The 23,721-nt window shown below is 56.7% G+C and carries 23 protein-coding genes; 7 read left to right on the forward strand and 16 right to left on the reverse strand.

What is annotated here, in order from left to right:
* Positions 1 to 22: 22 nt before the first annotated feature.
* Genes WFN75_RS13870 through WFN75_RS13885 form a run of 4 tightly spaced genes read right to left on the reverse strand, consistent with a single transcriptional unit; the run spans position 23 to position 1,633 of the window.
* Positions 23 to 391, reverse strand: a complete 369-nt coding sequence (locus tag WFN75_RS13870) for a response regulator transcription factor (protein WP_046886471.1) — start codon at positions 389 to 391, stop codon at positions 23 to 25.
* A 26-nt stretch (positions 392 to 417) separates the two neighbouring features.
* Entirely contained in the window at positions 418 to 675 is a 258-nt protein-coding gene (locus tag WFN75_RS13875) for a DUF1427 family protein (protein ID WP_046886470.1), read from the reverse strand.
* Positions 672 to 881 carry a DUF1427 family protein gene (locus tag WFN75_RS13880; protein WP_046886469.1) on the reverse strand — a complete coding sequence of 70 codons (210 nt, stop codon included), beginning with the start codon at positions 879 to 881 and terminating at the stop codon, positions 672 to 674. The genes WFN75_RS13875 and WFN75_RS13880 overlap by 4 nt, the downstream gene beginning before the upstream one ends.
* 59 nt (positions 882 to 940) lie before the next feature.
* The gene (locus WFN75_RS13885; protein WP_040077357.1) at positions 941 to 1,633 is read right to left on the reverse strand and encodes a hydrolase; all 693 of its coding nucleotides are present in this window, start codon (positions 1,631 to 1,633) and stop codon (positions 941 to 943) included.
* Between the two features lie 232 nt (positions 1,634 to 1,865).
* On the opposite strand from WFN75_RS13885, the gene WFN75_RS13890 reads away from it, so the two are divergent.
* Genes WFN75_RS13890 through WFN75_RS13905 form a run of 4 tightly spaced genes read left to right on the forward strand, consistent with a single transcriptional unit; the run spans position 1,866 to position 6,611 of the window.
* Positions 1,866 to 3,737 carry an amidohydrolase gene (locus tag WFN75_RS13890; protein WP_336996344.1) on the forward strand — a complete coding sequence of 624 codons (1,872 nt, stop codon included), beginning with the start codon at positions 1,866 to 1,868 and terminating at the stop codon, positions 3,735 to 3,737.
* 2 nt (positions 3,738 to 3,739) lie between these two features.
* The gene (locus tag WFN75_RS13895) at positions 3,740 to 4,153 is read left to right on the forward strand and encodes a DoxX family protein (protein WP_040077359.1); all 414 of its coding nucleotides are present in this window, start codon (positions 3,740 to 3,742) and stop codon (positions 4,151 to 4,153) included.
* Complete coding sequence (locus tag WFN75_RS13900; RefSeq protein ID WP_046886466.1) at positions 4,150 to 5,760, forward strand: MFS transporter; 1,611 nt, start codon at positions 4,150 to 4,152, stop codon at positions 5,758 to 5,760. The genes WFN75_RS13895 and WFN75_RS13900 overlap by 4 nt, the downstream gene beginning before the upstream one ends.
* Before the next feature lie 29 nt (positions 5,761 to 5,789).
* The gene (locus WFN75_RS13905; protein ID WP_040077361.1) at positions 5,790 to 6,611 is read left to right on the forward strand and encodes an alpha/beta fold hydrolase; all 822 of its coding nucleotides are present in this window, start codon (positions 5,790 to 5,792) and stop codon (positions 6,609 to 6,611) included.
* Positions 6,612 to 6,742: 131 nt separating this feature from the next.
* Here the strand turns inward: WFN75_RS13905 and WFN75_RS13910 are convergent, their stop codons facing one another.
* A complete protein-coding gene (locus WFN75_RS13910; RefSeq protein ID WP_336996345.1) occupies positions 6,743 to 7,198 on the reverse strand; it encodes a hypothetical protein in 456 nt (151 codons plus the stop codon).
* A gap of 626 nt (positions 7,199 to 7,824) precedes the next feature.
* Between WFN75_RS13910 and WFN75_RS13915 the strand changes: the two genes are divergently transcribed.
* Complete coding sequence (locus WFN75_RS13915) at positions 7,825 to 8,514, forward strand: helix-turn-helix domain-containing protein (RefSeq protein ID WP_212478291.1); 690 nt, start codon at positions 7,825 to 7,827, stop codon at positions 8,512 to 8,514.
* On the opposite strand, the gene WFN75_RS13920 is transcribed toward WFN75_RS13915, so the two are convergent.
* From WFN75_RS13920 to WFN75_RS13950, 7 genes are all read right to left on the reverse strand, one after another.
* Complete coding sequence (locus WFN75_RS13920) at positions 8,497 to 9,093, reverse strand: 2-dehydro-3-deoxyphosphogluconate aldolase (protein ID WP_336996346.1); 597 nt, start codon at positions 9,091 to 9,093, stop codon at positions 8,497 to 8,499. The two genes, WFN75_RS13915 and WFN75_RS13920, sit on opposite strands and share 18 nt — an antisense overlap.
* Entirely contained in the window at positions 9,083 to 9,976 is an 894-nt protein-coding gene (locus WFN75_RS13925; protein ID WP_336996347.1) for a 2-dehydro-3-deoxygalactonokinase, read from the reverse strand. Before WFN75_RS13925 ends, WFN75_RS13920 begins: the two co-directional genes overlap by 11 nt.
* On the reverse strand, positions 9,973 to 10,869 hold the full coding sequence (locus tag WFN75_RS13930) for a dihydrodipicolinate synthase family protein (RefSeq protein ID WP_336996348.1): 897 nt from the start codon (positions 10,867 to 10,869) through the stop codon (positions 9,973 to 9,975). The genes WFN75_RS13925 and WFN75_RS13930 overlap by 4 nt, the downstream gene beginning before the upstream one ends.
* The gene (locus WFN75_RS13935) at positions 10,863 to 12,014 is read right to left on the reverse strand and encodes a mandelate racemase/muconate lactonizing enzyme family protein (protein WP_336996349.1); all 1,152 of its coding nucleotides are present in this window, start codon (positions 12,012 to 12,014) and stop codon (positions 10,863 to 10,865) included. Before WFN75_RS13935 ends, WFN75_RS13930 begins: the two co-directional genes overlap by 7 nt.
* Positions 12,015 to 12,031: 17 nt before the next feature.
* Positions 12,032 to 13,273 (reverse strand): MFS transporter, encoded by a 1,242-nt coding sequence (locus WFN75_RS13940; RefSeq protein ID WP_442913311.1) that lies wholly within the window; start codon positions 13,271 to 13,273, stop codon positions 12,032 to 12,034.
* Positions 13,274 to 13,541: 268 nt separating this feature from the next.
* Positions 13,542 to 14,921 (reverse strand): MFS transporter, encoded by a 1,380-nt coding sequence (locus WFN75_RS13945; protein WP_336996350.1) that lies wholly within the window; start codon positions 14,919 to 14,921, stop codon positions 13,542 to 13,544.
* 45 nt (positions 14,922 to 14,966) lie between these two features.
* Positions 14,967 to 16,055, reverse strand: coding sequence for a cellulase family glycosylhydrolase (locus WFN75_RS13950; RefSeq protein ID WP_336996351.1), 1,089 nt, complete (start codon positions 16,053 to 16,055; stop codon positions 14,967 to 14,969).
* Between the two features lie 184 nt (positions 16,056 to 16,239).
* Here WFN75_RS13950 and WFN75_RS13955 point away from each other — a divergent pair, with 184 nt between their 5' ends.
* A complete protein-coding gene (locus WFN75_RS13955) occupies positions 16,240 to 17,247 on the forward strand; it encodes a LacI family DNA-binding transcriptional regulator (protein WP_336996352.1) in 1,008 nt (335 codons plus the stop codon).
* Here the strand turns inward: WFN75_RS13955 and WFN75_RS13960 are convergent.
* Positions 17,244 to 17,669, reverse strand: coding sequence for a FosA family fosfomycin resistance glutathione transferase (locus tag WFN75_RS13960; protein WP_336996353.1), 426 nt, complete (start codon positions 17,667 to 17,669; stop codon positions 17,244 to 17,246). The two genes, WFN75_RS13955 and WFN75_RS13960, sit on opposite strands and share 4 nt — an antisense overlap.
* Positions 17,670 to 17,757: 88 nt before the next feature.
* Positions 17,758 to 18,393, reverse strand: a complete 636-nt coding sequence (locus tag WFN75_RS13965; RefSeq protein ID WP_336996354.1) for a hypothetical protein — start codon at positions 18,391 to 18,393, stop codon at positions 17,758 to 17,760.
* A 572-nt stretch (positions 18,394 to 18,965) separates the two neighbouring features.
* Here WFN75_RS13965 and symE point away from each other — a divergent pair.
* Positions 18,966 to 19,292, forward strand: a complete 327-nt coding sequence (symE, locus tag WFN75_RS13970; protein ID WP_336996355.1) for an endoribonuclease SymE — start codon at positions 18,966 to 18,968, stop codon at positions 19,290 to 19,292.
* Positions 19,293 to 19,548: 256 nt separating this feature from the next.
* Here symE and WFN75_RS13975 read toward each other — a convergent pair whose 3' ends face one another.
* Positions 19,549 to 20,919, reverse strand: a complete 1,371-nt coding sequence (locus WFN75_RS13975) for a carbohydrate porin (RefSeq protein WP_336996356.1) — start codon at positions 20,917 to 20,919, stop codon at positions 19,549 to 19,551.
* A gap of 127 nt (positions 20,920 to 21,046) precedes the next feature.
* Positions 21,047 to 23,713 (reverse strand): family 78 glycoside hydrolase catalytic domain, encoded by a 2,667-nt coding sequence (locus tag WFN75_RS13980; protein ID WP_336996357.1) that lies wholly within the window; start codon positions 23,711 to 23,713, stop codon positions 21,047 to 21,049.
* Positions 23,714 to 23,721 lie beyond the last annotated feature (8 nt).

A 23,721-nucleotide genomic window follows, 5' to 3' on the forward strand; every position in this document is an offset into this window, starting at 1 on the left:
GTGGGGGTGCGGTACAGAGTTTTCAGGTCTGCAGGGCGTGCGCAATGTGCGCCAGCAGAACATCAATGTTTATCGGTTTGGGCAGAAACGCCACGGCTCCTGAATGCATAGCGTAGCGCTGCATGTTGTCATCTGCATGACCAGAAATAAGAATGACAGGAGGCGGGACGGAGGCGATCAGCTGTAGCTTCTCTACCATTTCGATGCCGGTCATGCCCCGCAGCCGGATATCGGCAACCACCAGGGCGATCTCCGCCAGAATGGTAGGATGGCTGAGAAACCCCTCTGCGGAATCAAAGGTCTCGGTGGCATACCCCTCAGACTGCAGCAGGTTGCTTAACCCGCTGCGGACAGAGCGTTCATCATCAATGATAGCTATGCGCTGCGGCATGCTCGCTTTCCTCAAACTGGACGTGATTATCCCTCGCTACCGTCGCCGGGACGCGGAGGAGGCGCAGTGCCGCTAATTTTGGGTACACACTCATGACGAAACCACGTCAACGTCAACTGACGACTCAGCAGACGGCGGCCGATCGGGATCAGCTGTTCACCCACCAGCATGCCAAACAGCCCCATCAGCGCGACAACAGGGGGCGCCGGGGAGTGTACATCAATAGCGGCATAAATCACGCCTGCCAACATTCCACACAGCAGGGAAACAACCCAGGCTTTCATGACGAGGCTCCTGTTGAGAGGGTAACGGGCGCTTTTTGTGCCGTCTCATCGGCATGCAGAAAATGGCGGGTCGCCTGCTCGCCTGCCAGCATCCCCAGCAGGCCAATCAGCGCCAGCGCGGGCGGCGCGGGAGATCGCACTTTCAGCAGCGCGTACAGCAGGCCGATAAGCACGCCTGCCGCGAGGGAAATTAACCCAGTACTCATGATGAACTCCAGAGAGGTCAGAAGCAGGCCGGATGAGGGCCCAGCCTGCCGCTGAAAACTTAGCGAACCGGAGCCGGTACTGGCGCCAGGGTTTCGTGCTCGCTCTTCTGGCGAGATGGCGCGTTGTGCACCATGGTGTAGGCGTAGTCCACGCCCATGCCGTAGGCGCCGGAGTGCTCACGCACGATATCCATCACCGCGTTGTAGGTCTCTTTACGCGCCCAGTCACGCTGCCACTCCAGCATCACCTGCTGCCAGGTTACCGGGATCACACCGGCCTGGATCATGCGCTGCATCGCGTAGTCGTGCGCCTCTTTAGAGGTGCCGCCCGAGGCGTCCGCCACCATATAAATCTCGTAGTCACCTTCCAGCATGGCGCACAGAGCGAAGGTGTTGTTGCACACTTCGGTCCACAGACCGGATACCACCACCTTCTTCTTGCCGTTAGCTTTAAGGGCATCACGCACTTTCTGGTCATCCCAGGAGTTCATAGAGGTACGCTCAAGGATCTCTTTCCCCGGGAAGACGTCCAGCAGCTCCGGGAAGGTGTTACCCGAGAAGCTTTCGGTTTCAACGGTAGTGATGATGGTCGGGATGTTGAAGACTTTGGCCGACTTAGCCAGCCCTACTACGTTGTTTTTCAGAACCTGACGATCAATAGACTGCACGCCAAACGCCATCTGCGGCTGCTGGTCGATGAAGATCATCTGGCAGTTATCCGGGGTTAACACTTCGAGTTTTGAGTTAGACATAATGGTATCCAGTGAGGTTTGCAGGTGAAATCCGTCGCGATGTGACGGGAAGCTGGCTGCATCCTATTCCTCCCTCTCGTCTGGCGTAATTATCTCTTGGTATAACTACCCTTTCGTATAGCTATACGCGGGTATAGTTATACTTTGGTATACCTATCCCATTGTATAACTGGTTTTTTTCAGTAACTGGTTCCAATAATCCTGATATTTCCTCTCTCAGTCAGGAGCCGTTATGATTTCCTCTGCTAAAGCAGATTTGATTCTGGTCAATGGTCAGTTTCATACCGTCGATCGTGAAAACCCCCTTGCCGAAGCGGTCGCTATCCGCGACGGTAAATTCCTTGAAGTGGGAACCGTTGCCGAGGTGATGCAGTACCACGACGACGCCACCAAAGTGGTCGATCTGAAGGGCCACACCGCCATTCCCGGCCTGAACGATTCTCACCTGCACCTGATTCGCGGTGGCCTGAACTATAACCTCGAGCTGCGCTGGGAGGGGGTGCCCTCGCTGGCAGATGCCCTGCGGATGTTAAAAGAGCAGGCCCTGCGCACGCCGTCGCCTCAGTGGGTGCGCGTGGTGGGCGGCTGGAGCGAGTTCCAGTTTGCCGAGCGCCGGATGCCGACCCTGGATGAGATCAACGAGGCTGCGCCGGATACCCCGGTCTTTATCCTGCACCTGTACGACCGCGCCCTGCTCAACCGCGCGGCGCTGAAGGTGGTGGGCTACACCAAAGATACCCCGAATCCGCCGGGGGGTGAGATCCAGCGCGACGCCAACGGCAACCCGACCGGGATGCTGATTGCCCGTCCGAACGCCATGATTTTGTACGCCACGCTGGCCAAAGGACCAAAACTGCCGCTGGATCAGCAGGTGAACTCCACCCGCCAGTTTATGCGCGAGCTCAACCGTCTGGGGCTGACCAGCGCCATCGATGCGGGCGGCGGTTTCCAGAATTACCCGGAAGACTACGAGGTGATCGCCGAGCTGCACGAGAAAAAGCAGATGACGATCCGTATCGCCTACAACCTCTTTACCCAGCGTCCGGGCCACGAGCTGGAAGACTTTGAGAAATGGACCGATATGCTCAAGCCGGGCCAGGGCACTGACTTCTTCCGCCATAACGGCGCGGGGGAGATGCTGGTCTTCTCGGCGGCGGATTTCGAAGATTTCCTCGAACCGCGCCCGGATCTGGCCCCCGGCATGGAAGACGAACTGGAGCGCGTGGTGCGTCACCTGGTCGAACACCGCTGGCCATTCCGCCTGCACGCCACCTACGACGAGTCCATCAGCCGTATGCTGGATGTCTTTGAGAAGGTGAACCGCGAGATCCCGTTCGATGGCCTGCACTGGTTCTTTGACCACGCCGAGACGGTGACCCAGCGCAACATCGATCGTATCAAAGCGCTGGGTGGCGGCATCGCCGTGCAGCACCGTATGGCCTTCCAGGGTGAGTATTTTGCCGAGCGTTACGGTATGGAAGCGGTGCGCCACACCCCGCCGGTGACCCGTATGCTGGAGACCGGCGTACCGGTGGGCCTGGGCACCGACGCCACCCGCGTGGCGAGCTACAACCCGTGGACCGCGCTCTACTGGCTGGTCTCTGGCCGTACCGTTGGCGGCATGCAGATGTACGATCACAGCGCCCGCCTCGATCGCGACACCGCCCTGATGCTCTGGACCCAGGGCAGCGCATGGTTCTCGAACGAGCAGAACCAAAAAGGCCAGATCAAAGCAGGCCAGCTCGCCGACCTGGCGGTGCTGAGCAAAGACTTCTTCCGCGTCCCGGAAGAGGAGATCAAGGGCATTGAGTCGGTGCTGACGGTGGTGGATGGCAATATCGTCTATGCCGCAGGTAGCTTCGGCCCACTGGCTCCGCCGGCTATCCCGGTCTTGCCAGAGTGGTCACCGGTGGTGAAGGTGCCGGGTCACTACCGCTCCGCGCCGCCGCAGGCGGCCCGTGTAGGAATGAGCGCTGTGCACCACTGCAGCGGCCCGTGCGGCGTGCACAACCACGCCCATGATTTTGCCCGCACGGCAGAGATGCCGGTGGCCGACGATAACGCATTCTGGGGGGCGCTGGGCTGCAGCTGCTTCGCGTTTTAATCATGATCAATTCAAAAACAGACACCCTGCCCCGGTTAGACCTGGGGCTGTTCTTCCTGCGCATCACCGGTAGCCTGCTGTTGCTCTATGTTCACGGCCTGCCGAAAGTGTTGCACTTCAGCGAAGAGCTGACGCGTATTGAAGATCCCTTTGGCTTTGGGCCCTATTTCAGCCTGATCCCGGCGATCGTAGCGGAAGTAATCTGCCCAATCCTGATCCTGTTCGGCGTGGCGACGCGCCTGGCCTGCCTGCCGATTATCGCCGTGCTGCTGGTGGCGATGCTGGTGGTGCATCCGGGCTGGTCGATTGCCGAGGGGCAGTTCGGCTGGCTGCTGCTGATCATCTTCACCACGCTGGCGATCACCGGCCCTGGCGGCTGGCGGCTCCGCCCGCGCGTGAGCGAGAGGTTCGCATGACGCAGGTGACCGACGCGCACATTGAGCATCCGCCTGCCCCGACGATCTCCACCTGGCAGCCACTGCACCAGCGGGTCTTCCGCATGCTGTGGATCGCCACGGTGGTATCGAACGTCGGCTCATGGATGAGCGACGTGGGGGTCAACTGGAGCATGCTGACGCTGAGCGCCGATCCGCTGGATATCGCGCTGGTGCAGGCGGCGAGCAGCCTGCCGATGTTCCTCTTCGCCCTCCCCTCCGGGGTGATGGCCGATATCGTCGACCGGCGTAAATACCTGCTCTTTTCGCAGCTGTGGGTGTTTATCGCGGCGGCGGGGCTGACGGTGCTGTCGTTTACCGGCCAGGTGACGCCGACCGTGCTGCTGGTGGCGGCGTTTCTGCTGAGCGTCGGCAGCGCCATGAGTTCACCGCCGTTCCAGGCGGTAGTACCGGATCTGGTGAGCAAGGCCGAGCTGGGCCCGGCCATTGCGCTTAACTCGCTGGGGGTGAACATCAGTCGCGCCATTGGCCCGGCGCTGGGGGGCTTTTTGCTCTCGCTGGCCGGGCCGTGGATGGTATTTCTGCTTAACGCCCTGTCGGTGCTGGGGGTGGCCTGGGTACTGTGGCGCTGGAAGCCTGCCGCCAGCGTGCAGCGTCTGCCACCGGAGCACTTTTTCTCGGCGGTGCGCGCCGGGGTGCGCTATGTCCATGCCGCTCCGGTGCTGCGTAACGTACTGATCCGCACCGTGGCCTTCTTCGTCTTTGCCAGCGCGGGCTGGGCGCTGCTGCCGCTGGTGGCACGCCGGGAGCTGGGCCTCGGCCCGGCGGGGTACGGCATTATGCTGGCCTGCATCGGGCTGGGGGCGATTGCCGGGGCGGTGCTGTTGCCGCGCCTGCGCCAGCGTCTGAACGCCGATCGGCTGATGGTGGCGGCAAGCCTGGTCTTCGCCCTCACCATGCTGGCGCTGGCCTTTGTGCGCCACTTCTGGCTGCTGAACCTGTTTGAGTTTTTCACCGGCTTTGCGTGGATTGCCGTGCTTTCGACCCTGAACCTGGGCGCGCAGCGCAGCGCCGCCCGCTGGGTAAAAGCCCGGGCGCTGGCGGTCTATCTGACGGTGTTCTTCGGCTCGATGACCGCAGGCAGCGCCATCTGGGGACAGATTGCTTCGCACACCAACACCGCCACGTCACTCTGCGTGGCGACAATCGGCATGCTGCTGGCGAGCGCCACGGTGTTGCGCTGGAAGCTGGAGAAAGATCCGAACCTGAACCTCGATACCAGCGGCCTGATTGCCGACGACGCGCGGGAACGTATTCCCAACGAACGCGGCCCGGTGCTGGTCTCCTGTGAATACCAGATCGATCCTGAAGCGGTAAGCGATTTCCTGCAGGCGGTCCACGAGCTGCGCCGGGTGCGCCGCCGCGCGGGCGCCATGAGCTGGGCCGTGTATGAGGATATCGACCGACCGGGCCTCTATATCGAGACCTGGCTGCTGGGCTCCTGGGTTGAACACCTGCGCCTGCAGGAGCGCCACACCATGAACGACCACCTGCTGCAAAGCCGTGTACTGGCTTTCCATCAGGGCGATACCCCTCCGGCGACCCGCTACCTGGTGGCGCCGGTATAAAAAAAACAACCACACGTGAGGATAAGACTATGGCGACGATTAAAGCGAAAGATGGCACGCAGATTTACTACAAGGACTGGGGCGCGGGTAAACCGATTCTGTTCAGCCACGGCTGGCCGCTGGATGCGGATATGTGGGACAGCCAACTGAACTATCTGGCCGAGCGTGGCTATCGCGCCATCGCCTTTGACCGCCGCGGCTTTGGCCGTTCGGATCAGCCGTGGACAGGTTACGATTACGATACCTTTGCATCGGATATCAACGACCTGATCACCGCGCTGGATCTGCGCGACGTGACGCTGGTGGGCTTCTCAATGGGCGGCGGCGACGTGAGTCGTTATATCGGCACTTACGGCACCGACCGCGTGGCCGGACTGGCGCTGCTGGGTGCCGTTACGCCGATCTTCGGTAAATCGGACTCTTACCCACAGGGTGTGGATCAGTCAGTATTCGACGGTATTCGCGACGGACTGCGTAAAGATCGCGCTCAGTTTATCAGCGACTTCGCCACCCCGTTCTACGGCACTAACGCCGGGCAGACCGTCTCTCAGGGCGCCCTGACCCAGACGCTGAACATTGCGCTGCTGGCCTCCCTGAAAGGCACCATCGATTGCGTGACCGCTTTCGGCGAGACTGACTTCCGCGCTGATATGGCGAAAGTCGACGTGCCTACGCTGGTGATCCACGGCAGCAACGACCAGATCGTGCCGTTCGATACCACCGGTAAAGTGGCGGCAGAACTGATTAGCAATGCCCAGCTGAAAGTGTATGACAACGCCCCGCACGGCTTTGCCCTGACCCATCAGGACCAGCTGAACGAAGATCTGCTGGCGTTTGTGCAGTCACTGTAAATTTGTTGAGGCCGGGTGATGCTGAGCGATCCCGGCCAGGCGATTTTGTCGGCCCGTGCAAGCGCAGCGCTGCCGGGCAAATTACCCGCGCCTTAAGATGATGTTTGCCATCAGGTAGCTGACAGCGAAGGTCAGGTGGCTGCAGGCGTGGAACATGGGGAGTGGTCTTTTATAGAGGTTAGTGTCACTTCTTTAGCCTGCTTATTAACGTACAAATAAAAGCGATGTTTGCCCTCTTTGTTCGGCTGGCACCACACTTCCATTCCACGCAGCCTGCGCTGCTCTCTGACATACCCTAAACTTCCCAGGTAGGCTCGAAGCGGTTCGGGATAAGTAGCCTGTTTAAATATAATAGCATTTGATGGTGCGTTTCCGTCGCCGGGTTGAGATTCGAAATAATAATGTTGAGAAATTCTCGGTGCGTTTTTAATTTCCTTGTAGGTGAGAGAGTAATAATTATAACGCTCGGTTTCTTTATAAACAGTCGCCGTATTTATACTCGATGCGATGAGGTAGACAAATAGCCCGCATAAAATTAATGCTGTAAAAGATGCACTCATAAAGAACTTCGCAAAAATGGAGAGCATTATTCAGTTCCTGCTTAGCCGAATGCTGTATTATTTTCTGTCAGTGCATTGACGATATCAGAGATAAAATCAACCCAGGGAGTAAGCACATTTTTATAAACCAATGCACTCACAGCATCATCCCTTATATCTTCCCTTGAGCTCACGATAAATGTCCTTATAAGCGTAAAAATCTGATGGTACTCAGGCTAATTTATCTTTGTCTATGCCAGACTTGATGATTAGGATTTTAACCCGGCCCTGAATATAGTGGTTAAACTAGAGTTCCTTCTCGGAAGCGATTTCATTTCTACGTAATATAGCCATCACAAATAAAAAATATGGTGACAGGCTGCCCCTCGCCCGAAACGAAAACGATTAAAGAAGGGCAGTAACGACATATACGGACCGTTGATCCTTTCAAGGGGAAAGAAAATGATGTTTTCGTTCTGGGGCGTGGCGTACAGAACAATAGCGGCACTAAACGGAGAATGAGGGACATCCCATTGCTCAGGGTTGCTGTAAGTGCTGACCGGGATCCGGTTCTTTTTTTTCCTGCCGCCCTCACACTTATCGCACCCGACGCCAGGCTTCCCGCCCCGCCCCCCTTACACTTAACGCTTTGAAAAGTTTCCCCGGAAGGTGACATGAACAGCACCGTCTTTGACGCATTCCGTTGTCTGAATCTGCTGGCGACGGGCAACCGTGCGTTTGGCATTCGCGAAATTGGCCGCGCGCTGGATCTGGATCCGGCAAAGATCTCCCGCCTGATGCAGACCCTGCTGGCGCTGGAGATGGTGCAGCAGGATGCCCGACGCAAGTACAGCCTGGGGATGGGCATCCACCGGCTTTCGGCGAATGCGATCCATAATTCTGCGTTTTACACCGCCGTGCTGGAGATGCTGGAGGAGACCGGCAGCCATTCGGTGTCGATTGTGGTGGGCGTGTTAAGCGGTAAAAACGTGGTCTATCTCATCCATACCCGCGGGGGAAAAAGCATTGCCCGCGCTATCGGAAACTATGAATCCTATCCGGTGCATGACTCGGTCATTGGCATCAAGCTGCTGTCGGCGATGAGTGATGAAGAGATTGTGGCGCGTCTTGGGGTGCATGACTATCAGTTGCTGAAACGCGACATCGAAGAGGCCCGGCGGCATCAGGTATTTGGTAAAACCTTCAATGAAACGGATTACCGGATGGCCTGCATTATTCCGGGTATGCAGGCCGCCATCGCCCTGTCCAACATTCAGGGCGATAAGCTGGATATCGACAAACTACGCCATTTTCTGATCTCCGCCGCGCGTAAAATCAGCGGCGCCTCACGGCCTGCTCTCTAGCCATCGCGCACAGCGCGCGGCCGTGGTGGTGACCGGCTGCCCCGGCCGGTAGAGCGCGCTGCCGATCCCCACGCTGTCGTAATAACGCAGGTAGGCGGCCGCATTGTCCATGTCCACACCCCCTACCGCTGAAAAGCGCACCGGCAACGATAGCGGCCCCTTGATCATCTGCGGATAGTTTTCCGGCACGGCGCTGGCCGGGAAAATTTTCAGCACGTCGGCTCCCGCCTCGCAGGCGGTGAAGATCTCGCTGGGGGTCATCACCCCGGCGCATACAGCAAGTCCATGGCGTTTGGCCGCACCAATCACCCGCAGATCGAGGTTCGGGGTGAGGATAAATTTCGCCCCGGCGGCGGCGCAGATATTCACATGCTCAGGGGTTAACACCGTGCCCGCCCCCACCGTGACCTCGTCGCCAAAGGCCTCGTCCAGCCGTTGCAGGCTGGTGACCCACTCCGGCGAATTGGTGGTGATTTCAATGGTGGAGATGCCGTGATCGCGCAGGCAGGCCACCTGCTCCACGCACTCCGCAGGGGTTATGCCGCGCAAAATGGCAATAATGCGCGCCTCAGCCATCATGACGAAATACCTCGTTCAGCCCGGCGATTAGCGCGGTTTCGGCTGCCAGCGTGGTACAGGGGAGTCCGGTCTGCTCGCACGCCTGTTGGTAGAGAGGTAGCAAAGCGGAACTCCCGATAAAGCAGACAGGCTGGGTGACCGGATGACCGCACAGGATCTCATGACTAATCAGCAGGCCGGAGAGCCAGCTGGCGGCGAAGGCCGGATCAAGCTCGCCCAGAATGTAACGCCCCCGGCAGCGGAACAGCTCGCTGGCCAGCTCCGCCTGCCCGGCCTCAATCGTCTGCGCCACGGCCACCCCCTCGCTGAAGGCGGTGGCGGAGGTTATCTGCGTCGGCAGCCCTTTGCCCACCACCGACTGGTTCAGGACCAGGTGATAGAGCTCGCCGGTCATCAGGGTACGCAGGCCCGTCACCTGCTGCTGCTGGCGGTTGAGGGTCATCCATTTGCTGTGGGTGCCCACGGCGGCAAAGGTGCTGGCATCCGTCAGGACAATGCCCCCGGCCAACTGCATCTCTTCGCCACGGCAGATTTCGTTCACCCGGGGATCGCTAATGCCGGGCCGCAGGGTGAGCGGATTGCTCAGGATGCCGGGTAACTCGCGCCCCTTGCCCAGCAGATCGCCAAAGCTGAGCGGCAACGTCATGTAGCCCGCATCGGCAATACCGATGTTACTGCCGATCATGCCGCACAGCAGCACCGGCAGATGCGGATCCCAGGCCTCCTCCAGCCGCTGTAATTGCTGGCGCAAAATCGCGGGCAGCGCGGCGCGCTCGCAGGTCGCCACGCCGCAACTCGCCTGCACCGTGCGGATCACCTTGCCATCACGCACGCTGATGGCCCGAAAGTTGCTGGTACCCCAGTCGACGGCGATGTAGTTCATACCCGCGCTCCAAAGACGGCCAGCGGCAGCGCGTCGGTGAGATCCTGGAGCTCATCCCGGGTGACCGCATCCAGCCCTTTGGCCGGTTCACGTACCACGTCAGTGGAGAAAATCCCTGCCCGGTAGAGCACGGTTTTATGAATAGCCACGCCAATCCCCGGCTGCACGCCATAGCGCAGGAAAGGCAGATAGCGGTAGAAGAGCGACTGCGCTTCACGCGGGTCGTGCTGCCAGGCCTGCAAAATCATATTGATGACCTCCGGGAATTCACAGGCGGGCATGGTGCCGATCACTCCGCGCCGCAGCTCTTCATAGAGAAAACCGGCGTTCAGGCCGCCGAACAGCCCGACGCTGTCTCCCAGCGCCTGCTTCAGGGCGGTGATTTTCAGCGTGGTGGGCGGTTGCTCCACCTTGATGTACTTGATGGCGGCAAACGACTGGCAGAGCGTCACAAGGGTTGGCACCGGGATGTTCACCCCGGTCATCAGCGGCGCGTCCTGGATCATGATGTCGATGTCGCAGGCCTCACAGATATCCCGGTAGAAATGGACAATCTCCTCGGGACCGGGCTTGACGACGGCAGGCGGGTTAACCATTGCCACCTGCGCCCCCCAGCGCTGCACCCGCGTAATCTCTTCGATAGCGACCGCCGCAGCGGCGCCCCCGGCGGCGGCCACCAGCGGCAGATCGCCGGTGAGATTTTTCACGCAGGCGAACAGCGCCTCTTTTTCGTCCTGGGTCAGGGCATAGCCCTCGGAGGCGTTGCCAAACAGCGCCAGCCCATCGATGCCCTGTTGCAGCAGGAATTTCACCAGCCGCTCCATCGAAGTGAAATCCACGTTGCCCTGCGCATCAAACGCAGTGGCCAGAATCGGTACGTTGCCTTTTAACATGTCGCCTCCCTGACGGCGGTTTCATTGATGTCGATACCCAGCCCCGGCCCCTGCGGTAGCTGATACGCCCCCTGCTGGCAGCGCAGCGGCGTGGTAAGCAGTTGGTTGGCAATCTCAAAGACCAGAGGTTGATACTCCAGCATGTAAAGATTGGGGATAGCGGCCGCGACGTGCAGCGAGGCGGCGATGCACGGCGCCAGGCCCACGCTGAGATGCGGAGCGACCTTCAGGTTCCAGGTCTCTGCCAGCGAGGCGATGTGCATCAGTTCGCTAATACCGGTGCGGCCCACGTCCGGCTGGAGGATGTCGGCGGCGCGCTGCTCGATAAAGGGTTTGAACTGGTAGCGGGTACGCTCGGTTTCGCCCAGCGCAATCGCCACCGGGCTTTTGGCCCGCAGCTCCCGGTGTCCGGCCACGTCCTCCGGTAACAAGGGCGCCTCGAGAAAACCGACGCCAAATTCACGCAGCGCCCCGGCCAATTCGGCGGCCTCGGCCACGCTGTAGTTCCAGTGGGCATCGAGGAAGATCTGCGCCTCTGCCCCCAGGGTTTCGCGGATCGCCCGCACGTTGGCGATGTCTTCCCGCACGCCGTAGCCCAGCGCCAGCTTCACCGCGTTAAAGCCCTTCTCCTGCCAGCGTTTCGCCAGCGCGCAGCGCGCGGGCAGATCCGGCTCCGGCAGCCCCGACACGTAACAGGGAATGGTGTCGCGGTACGCGCCGCCCAGCAGTTGCCAGACCGGCAGCCCGAGTAGCTTGCCTTTCAGATCCCAGAGGGCGATATCCACGGCGGCCAGGGCATCAATGTGGTAGCCGGTGATATGGCCGCGATCGCGCATGGCATCGTACATGCGGGAGTTCAGCACCCCGCTTGCGAAGGGGGATTGCCCCTTCAGCAGTGGGGCGAAGAGCTGGGTGATCAGCTCGGCGATCACCTGCGGCACCACCGGCGCCAGCGCCTCGCCCCAGCCGACGCAGCCCTCTTCGGTGGTGATTTTGACCAGACAGGTCTCCATTTTGCGCGAGTAGACGCAGCGGTACTCCGGGCGATAGTAGTAATCGCTGGCGTGCCCCTCGGCGCTGCCCCCCAGATAGGCCTGCGCGGGGGTGATCTTCAGTGGAAAACATTCAACATTTTGGATCTTCATGACAACTCCGGGTGAGGTTAATCCAGCACTTTGCCGGCGGTCTCTTTCGCCAGCCACACGGCAATGAAGGAGATCAGCGCGGCGAACATCACATACCACGCGGGTGAGAGCGGATCGCCGGTTAACGAGATCAGGCTGGCAGAGGCCAGCGGCGTGACCCCGCCGAACACCGCCACGGTGAGGTTGTAGGCGATGGCGATGCTGCCGTAGCGAATGGCGGTGGGGAAGAGTTCGACCATTGCCGCGCCGCAGCCGCCGTTAAACATGGCAACAAAGACCCCCAGCATGCTCATGGCGGCAATGGAGGTGCCCACCGAGCCCTGGCTCATCACCAGCATCGCCGGCCAGGTGAGCAAAATAAAGCCGCCGCAGCCCAGTAACATCATCGGCCGCCGCCCCCAGAGATCCGATAGATAGCCGGTAATCGGCATACAGACCGCCACGCTAAGCAACCCCAGCGTGGTGATGAGGTAGGCGTCGGTTTTGCTGTAGTGCAAATGGGTGGAGAGATAGCCCGGCATAAAGGATTGCAGCACCCAGCTGCTGACCGCTTTCACCACCACGAAGCCGGTGCAGAAGAGCAAAGCGCGCGAGGAGGTCGAGAGTGATTTACGCAGGGGCGATTTTTCCAGCTTGCCGGTGGCCTTGAGCTTATGAAACTCCGCCGAGTCGGCCATATTGCGGCGCATATAGAGCCCGCCTAACCCCAGCGGGGCGGCCAGCAGAAACGGAATGCGCCAGCCCCACTCGTTCATGGCCGTTTCGCCCAGGGTGTGGGTGAGGATCAGCACCAGCCCCGAGCCGCAGACAAAGGCCATAAAGCTGAAGTTTTCGCTCCAGCAGGTAAGCGTGGCGCGACGGTTGGGTTTGGCGCTCTCTGCCAGGTAGGTGATGACGCCGGAGCTTTCGCCCCCGGCGGCAAAGCCCTGCACCAGGCGGGTGAGCACCAGCAGCACCGGGGCGAGAATACCGACCTGATGCCAGGTGGGCAAAATCCCCATCACAAAGGTCGAGCATGAGGTAATGACGATCACCGTCACCAGCACCTTGCGCCGCCCGAGCCGGTCGCCCATCGAGCCAAAGAAGAGCCCGCCGAGCGGACGCATCAGAAAGCCGGAGCCAAAAACGGCGAAGGATTTCAGCAGAGCGATAACCGGATCGCCGCTGGCGAAGAAGTTGCTGGCGATAATCGCCGCCAGGGTGCCGTAAAGGCCGAAGTCGAACCACTCAATAAAATGCCCAATGCCCGCCGAGAGCATCATTTTGGTTCTGCTCTGGGCGGGTGCGCGCGGCCCGGCAGACGCGTAACCACCCGCGTATTCAGAATCGGTGTTAGCCATGTAACCTCCCGGTGTCAGGCAAGGTGTGTGTTGTGTTTGTTATGAATGGGCTGAGTGTAGAGAAAGCAGAGAGGCTGGCGAGCGGCGGGTGCGGGAGCGTGAAGAGCATCAAAGAAGGGGCGGAAAAAATGTTTCATATAGTGAAACATGGGAAAAAGGACGCCCGCAGGGCAGGCGTCGGGTGAGATCAGTTGACCGGCGCTGGCGTCTCCAGCGGCCCCTTGTCGCCGGAGTTGCGGCGCTCCGCCAGCAGGCGGCAGATCTCCGCGTGCTTCTCTTCCGTAAAGGTGAAGCGCGACATGACCGCCAGGCGGATCAGCGAGCCGATGGCGGGCAGCAGACAGATACCGAAGAACAGCCCGGTGAGCACGCTGTCGCTCTGGGCCTGCGCCTGCGGCACATAGCCGATGATCGTCAGGAACACGCCAATCAGCCCGCCCCCCACCGCCACCGACATCTTGCCGGTGAAGGTCTGCCCGGAGAAGGTGATGGCCGCGCAGCGCTTGTTGGTGTGGTACTCGGCGTACTCGATGGTATCGGCAATCATCGACGAGGTGAGGATATTGCTCATCATCACGAACAGCGTGCTCAGGCCCAGCAGGATAAAGAGCAGCGCCGTGTGGTGATAACCCGCAAACCACATCACCACGCGCACCGCGATATCCAGCCCGCAGAGGATCATAAACAGCTTCCGTTTCTGCATTTTGCGGGTCAGCATCGGGGCAACCAGGCACACCACCGCCGCCACGATCCCCATCACGCCTATCGCCATCTGCAGGCCGCCGTCGCCCATGTTGTAAATGAAGAAGTAGATGTAGATGCCGTTGGCGACGTTATGAAACACGCAGAAGAAGAACGACAGCAGGATAATAAATAGCGGCTTATTCTGGCGCAGGTTGTGGAAGGTGTCGCGCATCGTCACCTTTTCCGGGCTGGGCGGCACGCGCTCTTTAATCTGCATAAAGCCGTTCAGCATCAGCGGCAGGCCCACCAGCATCATCACCAGCGCCGCCATAAAGTAGCCTTTGTCATTGCTGTACTGGGCGAAGAAGGCCGTCAGCTTTGGGAAGAAGATATTGGCGCAGGCGATACCGGCGTTAACGCCCAGCATCGCCGCCGTGACCGCGCGGGTACGCTGACCGGAGTCGTTGGTCATCACCGACGACATCGACCAGAACGGGATATCGGAGATGGCGTATAACGTTCCCCACAGGATGTAAGTGACCCCGGCGTAGAGGATTTTGGTGGTCATGTCCGCTTCGATTTTATAGAACGACAGCAGCGTGACGCCGGTGATCAACAGCGGGGCAAGCAGTAAAAAGTGACGAAACTTACCGAACCGGGTGTTAATGGTGTCCATTATGCTGGCAAACAGCGGATCGTGAACCGCATCCCACGCACGGGCAATTAAGAAGATGGTACTGGCCGCCAGGGCCGAGATCCCCAGCACGTCGGTATAAAAGTAGTTAATAAATGAACCCACTAAACCAAAACTAAAACACTGACCTAAACCATAGCCAAAATAAGACCACAACTCGCGAGACGGTATTTTCATTGTCGTTGCCATAGTGCGTACCTTGCTGCCCGGCGCCGCAGCGCCGGGTCGTTATTTTTATGCCCGCGGCTGCGGGGCAATGTGACGGAGCTTTTGGATCAGGGCGATTTCCGTGCGGGAGAAGGGGATGCCGTTCTCTTCGAACACGTCGTGGAACCACAGGCGGCAGTAGTCAGTGGAGCTGGTCATCACCACCGGCCACGGCAGCCAGGTCTGGGTCTTGCCGCGCACTAGCCCCCACTGATACGGGGCAACCTTCGCCATGTACATGAGCGGTAGCTGCTCTTCGATGGTGCCGCCCACGTGCCGGGCCAGCCATTCGGTGCAGAAGATCGGGCGACCCAGCGTCTGCAACTGCTGGATAATGGCCGTCATGCGGGCGGTGTTCGTGTAGGCGTGATAGCTCACCACGTCCGACAGATCCAGCGCAGTTTGATCCAGTGGATGTTGATAGAAGGTCTCCCCCGCCTCTTCCGCCGGCAGACGCCAGGCACAGACGGTCAGCGGCTGGACGGGATCCTCTTCCCGCACCCACTGGAACGCCAGCTTCATCAACTCATGGGCGCAGGTTTCCAGTTTTTCGTCGTATAACACCTCTTCGGTGCCGGTGGCGAAGATGCCCCGGTTACCCGGCTCGTTATAGAGATCCCACAGCAGCACGCGCTTATCTTTGCGGAACTGGCGAACAACATCGCGGATATAACGCTCAATCTGCGGCCAACAGTCGCGATCGCAGACTTTATCCCGGCCGGGGCTCGCCGCCGCCTGGCTGTTGTGCTTACCTGGCACCGGCGCTTTTTGCGGCCCCAGATAGGGCTCATCCCCCGAGAAGCCGCAGTCGTCCATTAGCGTGAGCATGGTACTAAAGCCACGGCGATCGGCGATCGTCAGAAAACGGTCGATACGCGCCATCAGCCCGTCGCGATCGTGCTCCCAGACGATAAACGGCAGATTGATACGCAGCGTGTTATAGCCCGCCTCCCCCGCCCAGCCCAGCTCCCGGTCGATGGTCTCCGGGTCGAAGGTCTCTTCCTGCCAGATATCGGTCCAGTTCACCGCCGTAGAAGGGAGATAGTTAAACCCACACAGCCATCCCTGCTGCTGATACCACGCCTGCGCCTGTTCCTTGCTCCATTGCTGTTTCATCGCTGTTCCTCCTGCTGATAATATTTAGCTAATAAATATTAGTAGCGGCAAAAATGAGCAAATCGCCATGCCAAAAAAGCGACGGTAATCACAAAGATCGTTGCGGCATCAGGAAGAAACGTGATCGACAGCGCTAAGGTGGGCAGGTAGGGTATGATGCGGTGTCGGGAGAGGGAGAGAACGGATGAAGCGGAAAAATAAAGTCACGATGAACGATATTGCGCGGGCGGCCGGGGTGTCGCAGGCGACGGTATCGCTGGTGCTTAACCAGTCTCGCAACATTAAGCTTAGCGACGAGACCCGCCAGCGGGTGATTGGCGTGGCGACCGAACTGGGTTACGACCGCCTGCCCGCCATCCATGCTCCGCGCAACCAGGAAGAGATTGCCCTGCTGGTTAGCTCCCTGCAGAGTTACGATCCCTTTATCGATGCCATTAGCCAGGCGCGGGAAGCGGCGTGGCGCAACGAAGCGCTGCTCACCGTGTATGACTACGGCGACGACGTGGAGCTGGCGCTGAACATTATCCGCCAGCTGGAGAAGCGCAACTGCGTGGGGGTGATCCTCGCCTCCCCGGTGACGACGCTGGTGGATATGGCGGCGTTTGAGGCGTGCTCGCGCATTCCGCTGGTGTTGCTGAACCAGCGCGATCCTGGCTCGCCGCTGCTGCCCTCGTTTATTCCGGATGACTATGCCAACGCTTTTCAGATCACCAAACACCTGATTGCCTGCGGCGCAACGCGCATTGCCCACATTACCGGTGAGAGCTGGATGGAGGCGTCGCGCCAGCGTCTGGCAGGGTATCAGGCAGCCTTACAGCAGGCCGGGTTAGCGTGCGATGAGCGCCTGGTGCGTCAGACCAACTGGCAGTTTAGCGAGTCGTTTACCGCTACCGCGTCGTTAATTGGGCAGGAAGAACGTCCGGACGCTATCTTCTGCGCCAGCGACTGGCTGGCGATTGGCTGTTATCAGGCCCTGGCTGGCGCCGGGGTGAAGATCCCGGATGATATTCTGCTGGCAGGCTACGACGATCAGAAGATTTCCGAGCAGATGTCCCCGCCCCTCACCAGCATCCAGCTACCCTACAGCGAGCTGGGGCGACTGGCGGTGGAGTATTTGTGTAATCAGGAAGATGCCGCCACCCACGTGACGCTGGCAGGCAGGCTGAAGGTGCGCGCCTCCAGCTCGCGTTAGTTGTCGTCTGCAGTAAAGATCATGCCCGCATAGGGCCTCTCCCGACACGCCGCCAGCCGCGCGGCGAGATCGCCGACGTGCAGTTCCAGCTTGTGCCCGTCCGGGTCAAGAAAATAGAACGACGCCCCTTCGCTTTTGTTGTCTTTCCAGACGGTGACGTTGGCGGCGGTAAGCATTTGTACCAGCGTGTCGAAGTGCTCCGACGCGACGGAGAAGGCATAGTGGGTATAGTCGCTGTTCTGCGGCGGAACATACTGACGCGCGTCATCGTAAGAGAGGCAGAGCCAGAGATCGCCGCAGGTGAGATACGCCCCGGTATCCCATTTGGCATGCAGGCGCAGGCCGAGAAGATCGCGCCAGAAGGCGATGCTGGTGGGGAGATGGTTGACGGCGAGGGTAAGATGGTTTAGGGCCTGGAGCATGGTTTTATTGGCCTAAGTGATATATGATATGAAGTAATATTACATCTGAATCTAATTTACAGATAACCTCTGTTATAAATCAGCAAATTTATTCAAGCACCTCAATTTTTTCCAATTCAATATTGATCTGATCAATAGTCTTTTTTGTAGGAAAAGTTTCAAACATCCATAACCCGAAGAATTCCATAAACATCGCTAAAAACAGCAGTATAAGATGAGCCCACCCAGATTTATCATTAATTATGGACATTACACCCAGCATAATGAAAATAAAGAAAAGAATTCCCATCAATAATGACAAGCCCCTACTTAGAAACCACCCAACGTCATAAAACTTAGCTTTGATGTAATAATGCCCATTCTTTTGCTCTATATAATTCTGAAGCTTATAAAGCTGCTTAATATATCCTTTCTTCTCTAACCTATTCGCGATATAAATAAGTTCTTTCCTGTTAAATGCCGTTGGGATTTTCGCTGCATCACGTATAATTTCATCATTGATGAGATAATTTATATAAGTTTTATCATCCTCCTCCAGATAGTTATCATACTTTTTGAGATACATAATGAGCTTAAGGGTTTTTTTAGGAGGCTTAAATCTATAATTAAAGTAGAGTCTTTTGATAAAATTGGTAAAAACAGCACAAGGTAAAATTATATATGCCAGCAATTTTGCTATCTGTTCGATATGTTCAACTACATAATTAAAATACACCATCGCCAATCTTGTCCTTAGTTATTGATAGGGTTGCAGTAGAAATTGTATATCTTTTAATGATATGCGGCTCATAATACCATGCCGCGCGGGTATCGAGAAAATCCCCCACAGAGCAGGTAAAATAACGCCTCTAACCAGAGGCGGTTCAGGCTCAAAGAACAGGGTCGCATTATACCGCCTCAGATAGCTGAGACCATAACTGAAAAGTCTGTTTAGGCGTAAAAATTGGAATACCGACAATAGTGACCAATTCAAATACTGCGCCAATTGCACTCCCCATACCCTCTTCTTCTGCATGATAAACAAGCCATCATGATGCAACTGCACGCTCCGCCAGTTCCTCAACGATAAGTTTCCGTTCAGTACACGCGGCAAGATATTTATTAATCAAATATTTCACCACCCATCCAAATAAGCATTCCGAAAGCATCTAAAATTATACTTATTACGTTTTATATTCAAGTGGATTTTATTTTTGTTACTGGGTAGATTTACAGGTGCTGTTATTTACGCGATGCGGATATGCGCCAACATACCCGCACCGCTAATCACAATCACTATTTAAGGGAATAGTAATCATGACTAAGCCAGATTGTATTGCAGATTGTTTTGATCCAGAAGTGTTTGATGCAATGAGCCGCCACTTTACCGTGGGCTATGCGAGTCGTTACCCCGATCATCTTCACCTGCCGGCGCTGACAATAAAGGGCCAGTGGCTTGAAGAGGCTGGGTTTGGTACTGGCACCAAAGTGGATGCGAAAGTGATGCAGGGCTGCATTGTGCTGACGGCGCGGGAAGAGATGTCGGAGTTCGAACTGGCGGTGCGCGAGGCGTGTAAGCTGTCGAAACGCAAGCAGAAGCAGGTGGTGGAGTTTATTGGGGTGATTGCGGGGAAAAGCCGCTGAGGCTCTGAATGCGGGTGATGAATAAGGCGCTGATGGCGCCTTTTTTGTTATGCGGGCGGGCCTGTTAATTAACCATGTTTTGTAGGCAGCATCGCGATGATGTAACGCATTCCGCGCCCGGGATTTATACCCCCACGCTGCGATAACAAAAACCAACGCGACCTATTGGTTGTCCTGTATTCCTTCACTAAGCACTAATTTTACGGAAGTATCACACAAGAGCCTGTTGCAGGCTCTTGTGTGAGAAGACGGCCAGTCAGAAGAAATATTTAAAGCGAACGCGCGCGCCGTACCGGTCCTGAGCCTCCTCGTTCCCACCCTTCTCATTCAGCCATGACCAGTAAGTACCCAAATAGATGTTGAAGTTCTTCATATCCATAATATTGGGTATCTGATAAGAGGCATGAAGAGTGTGAATATCATACGTGCCCGTATCCGTTATCCAGCAATCATCTTCACAGCCGACCAGCGAGTTTTGATCGAACTGTTCAATTTTATTGTGAGCGTAGATATAACCGAGCTCAAAGCGTTTCCAGAGCGCATTGATCCCGGTAGAAAAATCTTTCTCGCCCGACGCATCCAGGTAGGCGGTACTCAGGTTCAGGACGACACCATTCTCAGGGTCATTTTTAAGCCCGTTCCATGTCATGACCGCGCCATAGCCGTTACGCTGCGATTGATCGACCCACTTGCCCTGCTGGTCGTAGTACCCGTAAGCGTTATTGACGACATTGGACTCCATAGCCGCAGAGAGACTTAAGGCATCCTGGGTCCAGGAGATCACCGGACGTAAATACACCACGTTTTTGTCATTGACCAGTTCCCGACCATGATAGGTCGAATCAACAAAGAGCGAACTGCCATTTTCTATCAGTGTGTTCAGTTCGAAATACCAGTTATCCAGCTGTTTACTGAGCAGGAAGTTACCGCCGGAATCCGAACGTCCACGTGCCTCTTTCATCATGTAGATATAACCGTGGCCATCATCATAAAGATCGTTCGCCGTATCGCCCGAGTGCTCGACAAAGGTATCCTGATTGAGCGGGAACATATCAAAGGCTTCAAATCGACCGATTTTAATTTTCCAGTCATTTTCTCTACCGAAGAAAAAGGCAGCGTCATCCAGATTCATCGAACCCGTCATATCGGCCAGCGGTTGGGCAGTAAATCCGGCAAAATGGCCGTTATTCAGATTCCGATAACCATCGATGCCCAGTAAAATACGACCATTAATATCCCATTTTTCATTATCATTATCCCTGTCACTAATTAGCGAGCCTTTGCGACTTTCGGCATCCATATTAAATTCGACATCGCCATAGAGTTTCAGATCGCCGAATCCGCTGAGTTTCAACGTGGGGGCCGCCACATTATTTTTGCTCTCTTCTGAAGGCGTCGCACTGACAACGGCTATAGCGGGTGTGTCTGGCGGCGCCGCTTGCGAAACAGGTTGCTGCGTCTGTTTTAACTGGCGTATCTCACTTTCCGCCTTCTGCGCCCGCGTTTCGGCTGCCAGTAAACGTTGTTCAAGGAGCTGCATACGCTGCTCCAGCGTCGTTGTTTGCGCCCAGGCCGCAGGCGCAGCCAGTGCCATCCCTAATGAGAGGGCGATAAGTGTCTTTTTCATTATATTGTCCATTACGTAGGGTAAAAGGTATTTTCTTTTTTATGGCGTAAGTACGCCCAAAATATCAGACCCGCATTAACGCATCTGATATTCCGGCGTTATTGATAACGTAACGACTTAGACGTTATTAAAAGCGATACTCAAAACGATATTTACCCGATCCAATATTGGCCTGACAGGTATTATCCCGGAGTGTGAAGGCGATATTATCTGCATCAACAATATGACTTTCCGCTGGCAGAATAACGGTTGCATGGGTGTTATGTGGCACAATAACACTTAAGACCACATGCTGCTGTTGATCACCCGAAGCCTCAACCTGCCAGTTAACAGCAATATCACCATAACCAGAACGGTAGCGGGCATTCACCCACTCAAGATCGCCGCCGACCACCGGCTGAATGCGCGTATGTTTAAAGCCGGGCTCTGCCTCATCAACATCAATCCCTGCCACGGCGCGATATAACCACTCACCAATCGCACCATAGGCATAGTGGTTGAATGAGTTCATATCCGGACTCCACATGGTTCCATCTGGCTTAATACCATCCCAATGCTCCCAGATGGTTGTGGCCCCCGCTTTGACCTGATACAGCCAGGACGGGAAATCGTCCTTCAACAGCAGTTGCCAGGCCTCTTTTGCACGACCATTGTTGCTCAGGGCATGGCAGAAATAGGGGGTGCCGACGAAACCAGTCACAAGATGCCCATCCTGTTCAGCCAGCAACTCCACCAGGGTATTGACGGTGCGCTCACGGAACTGCTCCGGTACCAGATCAAAATGCAACGCCAGAATGTGCGCAGTTTGCGTCCGGGCCGCTAACCGCCCGGTGGGGGTAAAGAACTCCTGCTGGAAACTGTTTACAATATCGCGGTGCAGCGCGAAGTAGGTTTCGTAATCGTCCTCATGCCCAAGCACTTTTGCCGCTTTGGCAAAGAGCAGCGTCGACCAACTGTAATAGGCCATGCAGGTTAAATCGTTGGGCGTGGCACCAAAATAACTGCCCTCTTTGGCATCCAGCGCCACCCAATCGCCAAACTGCAACTTATAAGACCACTTATTGTCCACGGCATGGGCACGCATAAAATCAATCCACGCTTTCATGCTGGAGTACTGGTTACGCAGCGTCTCTTTGTCGCCATACATCAGATACAACGTCCAGGGATTGATCACTGCCGCATCTGCCCACGCCGCCGCAGAGTGGGTGCAACCATCCGAGAGAAAACGGTCGTTATCGCAACGATCGGTGAGAATGTCTGGTACCACATGTGGTACCCCCCCTTCCGGGGTCTGGTCATAGTGCAAATCCGTTAGCCATTTGGCGAAGAAATTTCGCGTCTGCATGAGATAGCTCGCGGTACGGCAGAAGATTTGCGCATCCCCAGTCCAGCCCAGTCTCTCGTCCCGCTGCGGGCAGTCTGTCGGTACATCGACAAAGTTTCCTTTAAGCCCCCACAGGATATTGTGATGGAGTTGATTGAGGTCCGGATTTGAGCAGAAGAATTCCCCGGTGCGCTCCATCTGTGAATGCACCACCACCGCCTTAATATCGTCCAGGACGATTTCGCCGGGCCATGCCTCTACGCTAACGTAGCGGAAACCCTGGAAAGTAAAGTTAGGATGGTAAGTCTCCGTTTCATCGCCACGGAGAATGTATTCGACACGCTGCTTCGCAGAGCGAAGGTTTGCGAGATAGACATTCCCGTCAGCATCCAGCACTTCAAAATGGCGCAAGATGACTTTGTCTCCCGCCTTACCGCTAACGCGAAACGCGACCCAGCCCGTGAGGTTCTGACCAAAATCGATAACCCGCTCGCCCTGCGGCGTGGTAATGAGCGCCCGCGGAGTGAGCGTTTCGATGGCCTGAACCGTACTGGCCCCCTGCGCGCGTAAAACCTTTTTGTCTGCCGGAATAACGGTTACATCACGCCAGGAGGAAAGGTCGCAATCCACGCGGTTCCATCCCGGCATTTCCAGCCGCGCGTCGTAGATTTCGCCGTCGTAGATTTCAGAAAAAAGTACCGGGGAGTCCGCACCACGCCATGCTGTATCTGTGCCGTAAAGCACCTGCCGTCCGTCTTGATAATTGACCACGATCTGGCAGATAAAGGCGGTACGTTCGCCATAATAATTACGATAGCGATTAAAGCTCATATCGCCTTTGTACCAGCCCGCACCGATGCTCGCGGCAATAGCATTATCACCTGCGCAGACAAGATCGGTTAAATCATAGGTCTGGTAAAGGAGGTGGTGGTGATAGCTGGTCCAGCCGGGGGCGAGCTCATCCTCCCCCACTTTCTGGCCATTCACATACAGTTTGTAGAGGCCCAGAGCACTTGCGTGAACGATAACCGAGGCGACTTCATCAGCATCCGTAATCGCAAAAGTGTTTCTGAGCAATGAGCCTTTTGAAGAGGCTTGCTCCTCTGGCCCCTCAGCGCTAATAAATTCCGCCTGCCATTTCGGCGCAGGCAGGCCACTTATAAAGTGTGCAGCATCGCTCCAGTCGCTGTGTTGACCATGGTTATCGCTGATTTTTACTCTGACGTAATAACGTGTTGAATGATCGAGTTCGATTCCACTCAGCGTAATATTTTGCGATGTATCGCTGGCAACGGTTCCGCTGTCGAAAATAAGGGATGTAAATGCCGCATCAGCGCTGACCTGTAATTGCCAGTGAGTCTGTTCGACACCCTTTTTATCGCTGCTAATGACCCAGCCGACAACCGGCATGGACTCGACGCCGTACAGTGCGGACGCATAGTTTAGCGTGACGTTTTGAATTGCTAACATGTTAATGC

The sequence above is a fragment of the Leclercia sp. UBA7405 genome (assembly GCF_037152215.1).
GTDB classification, from domain to species: domain Bacteria; phylum Pseudomonadota; class Gammaproteobacteria; order Enterobacterales; family Enterobacteriaceae; genus Enterobacter; species Enterobacter pneumoniae.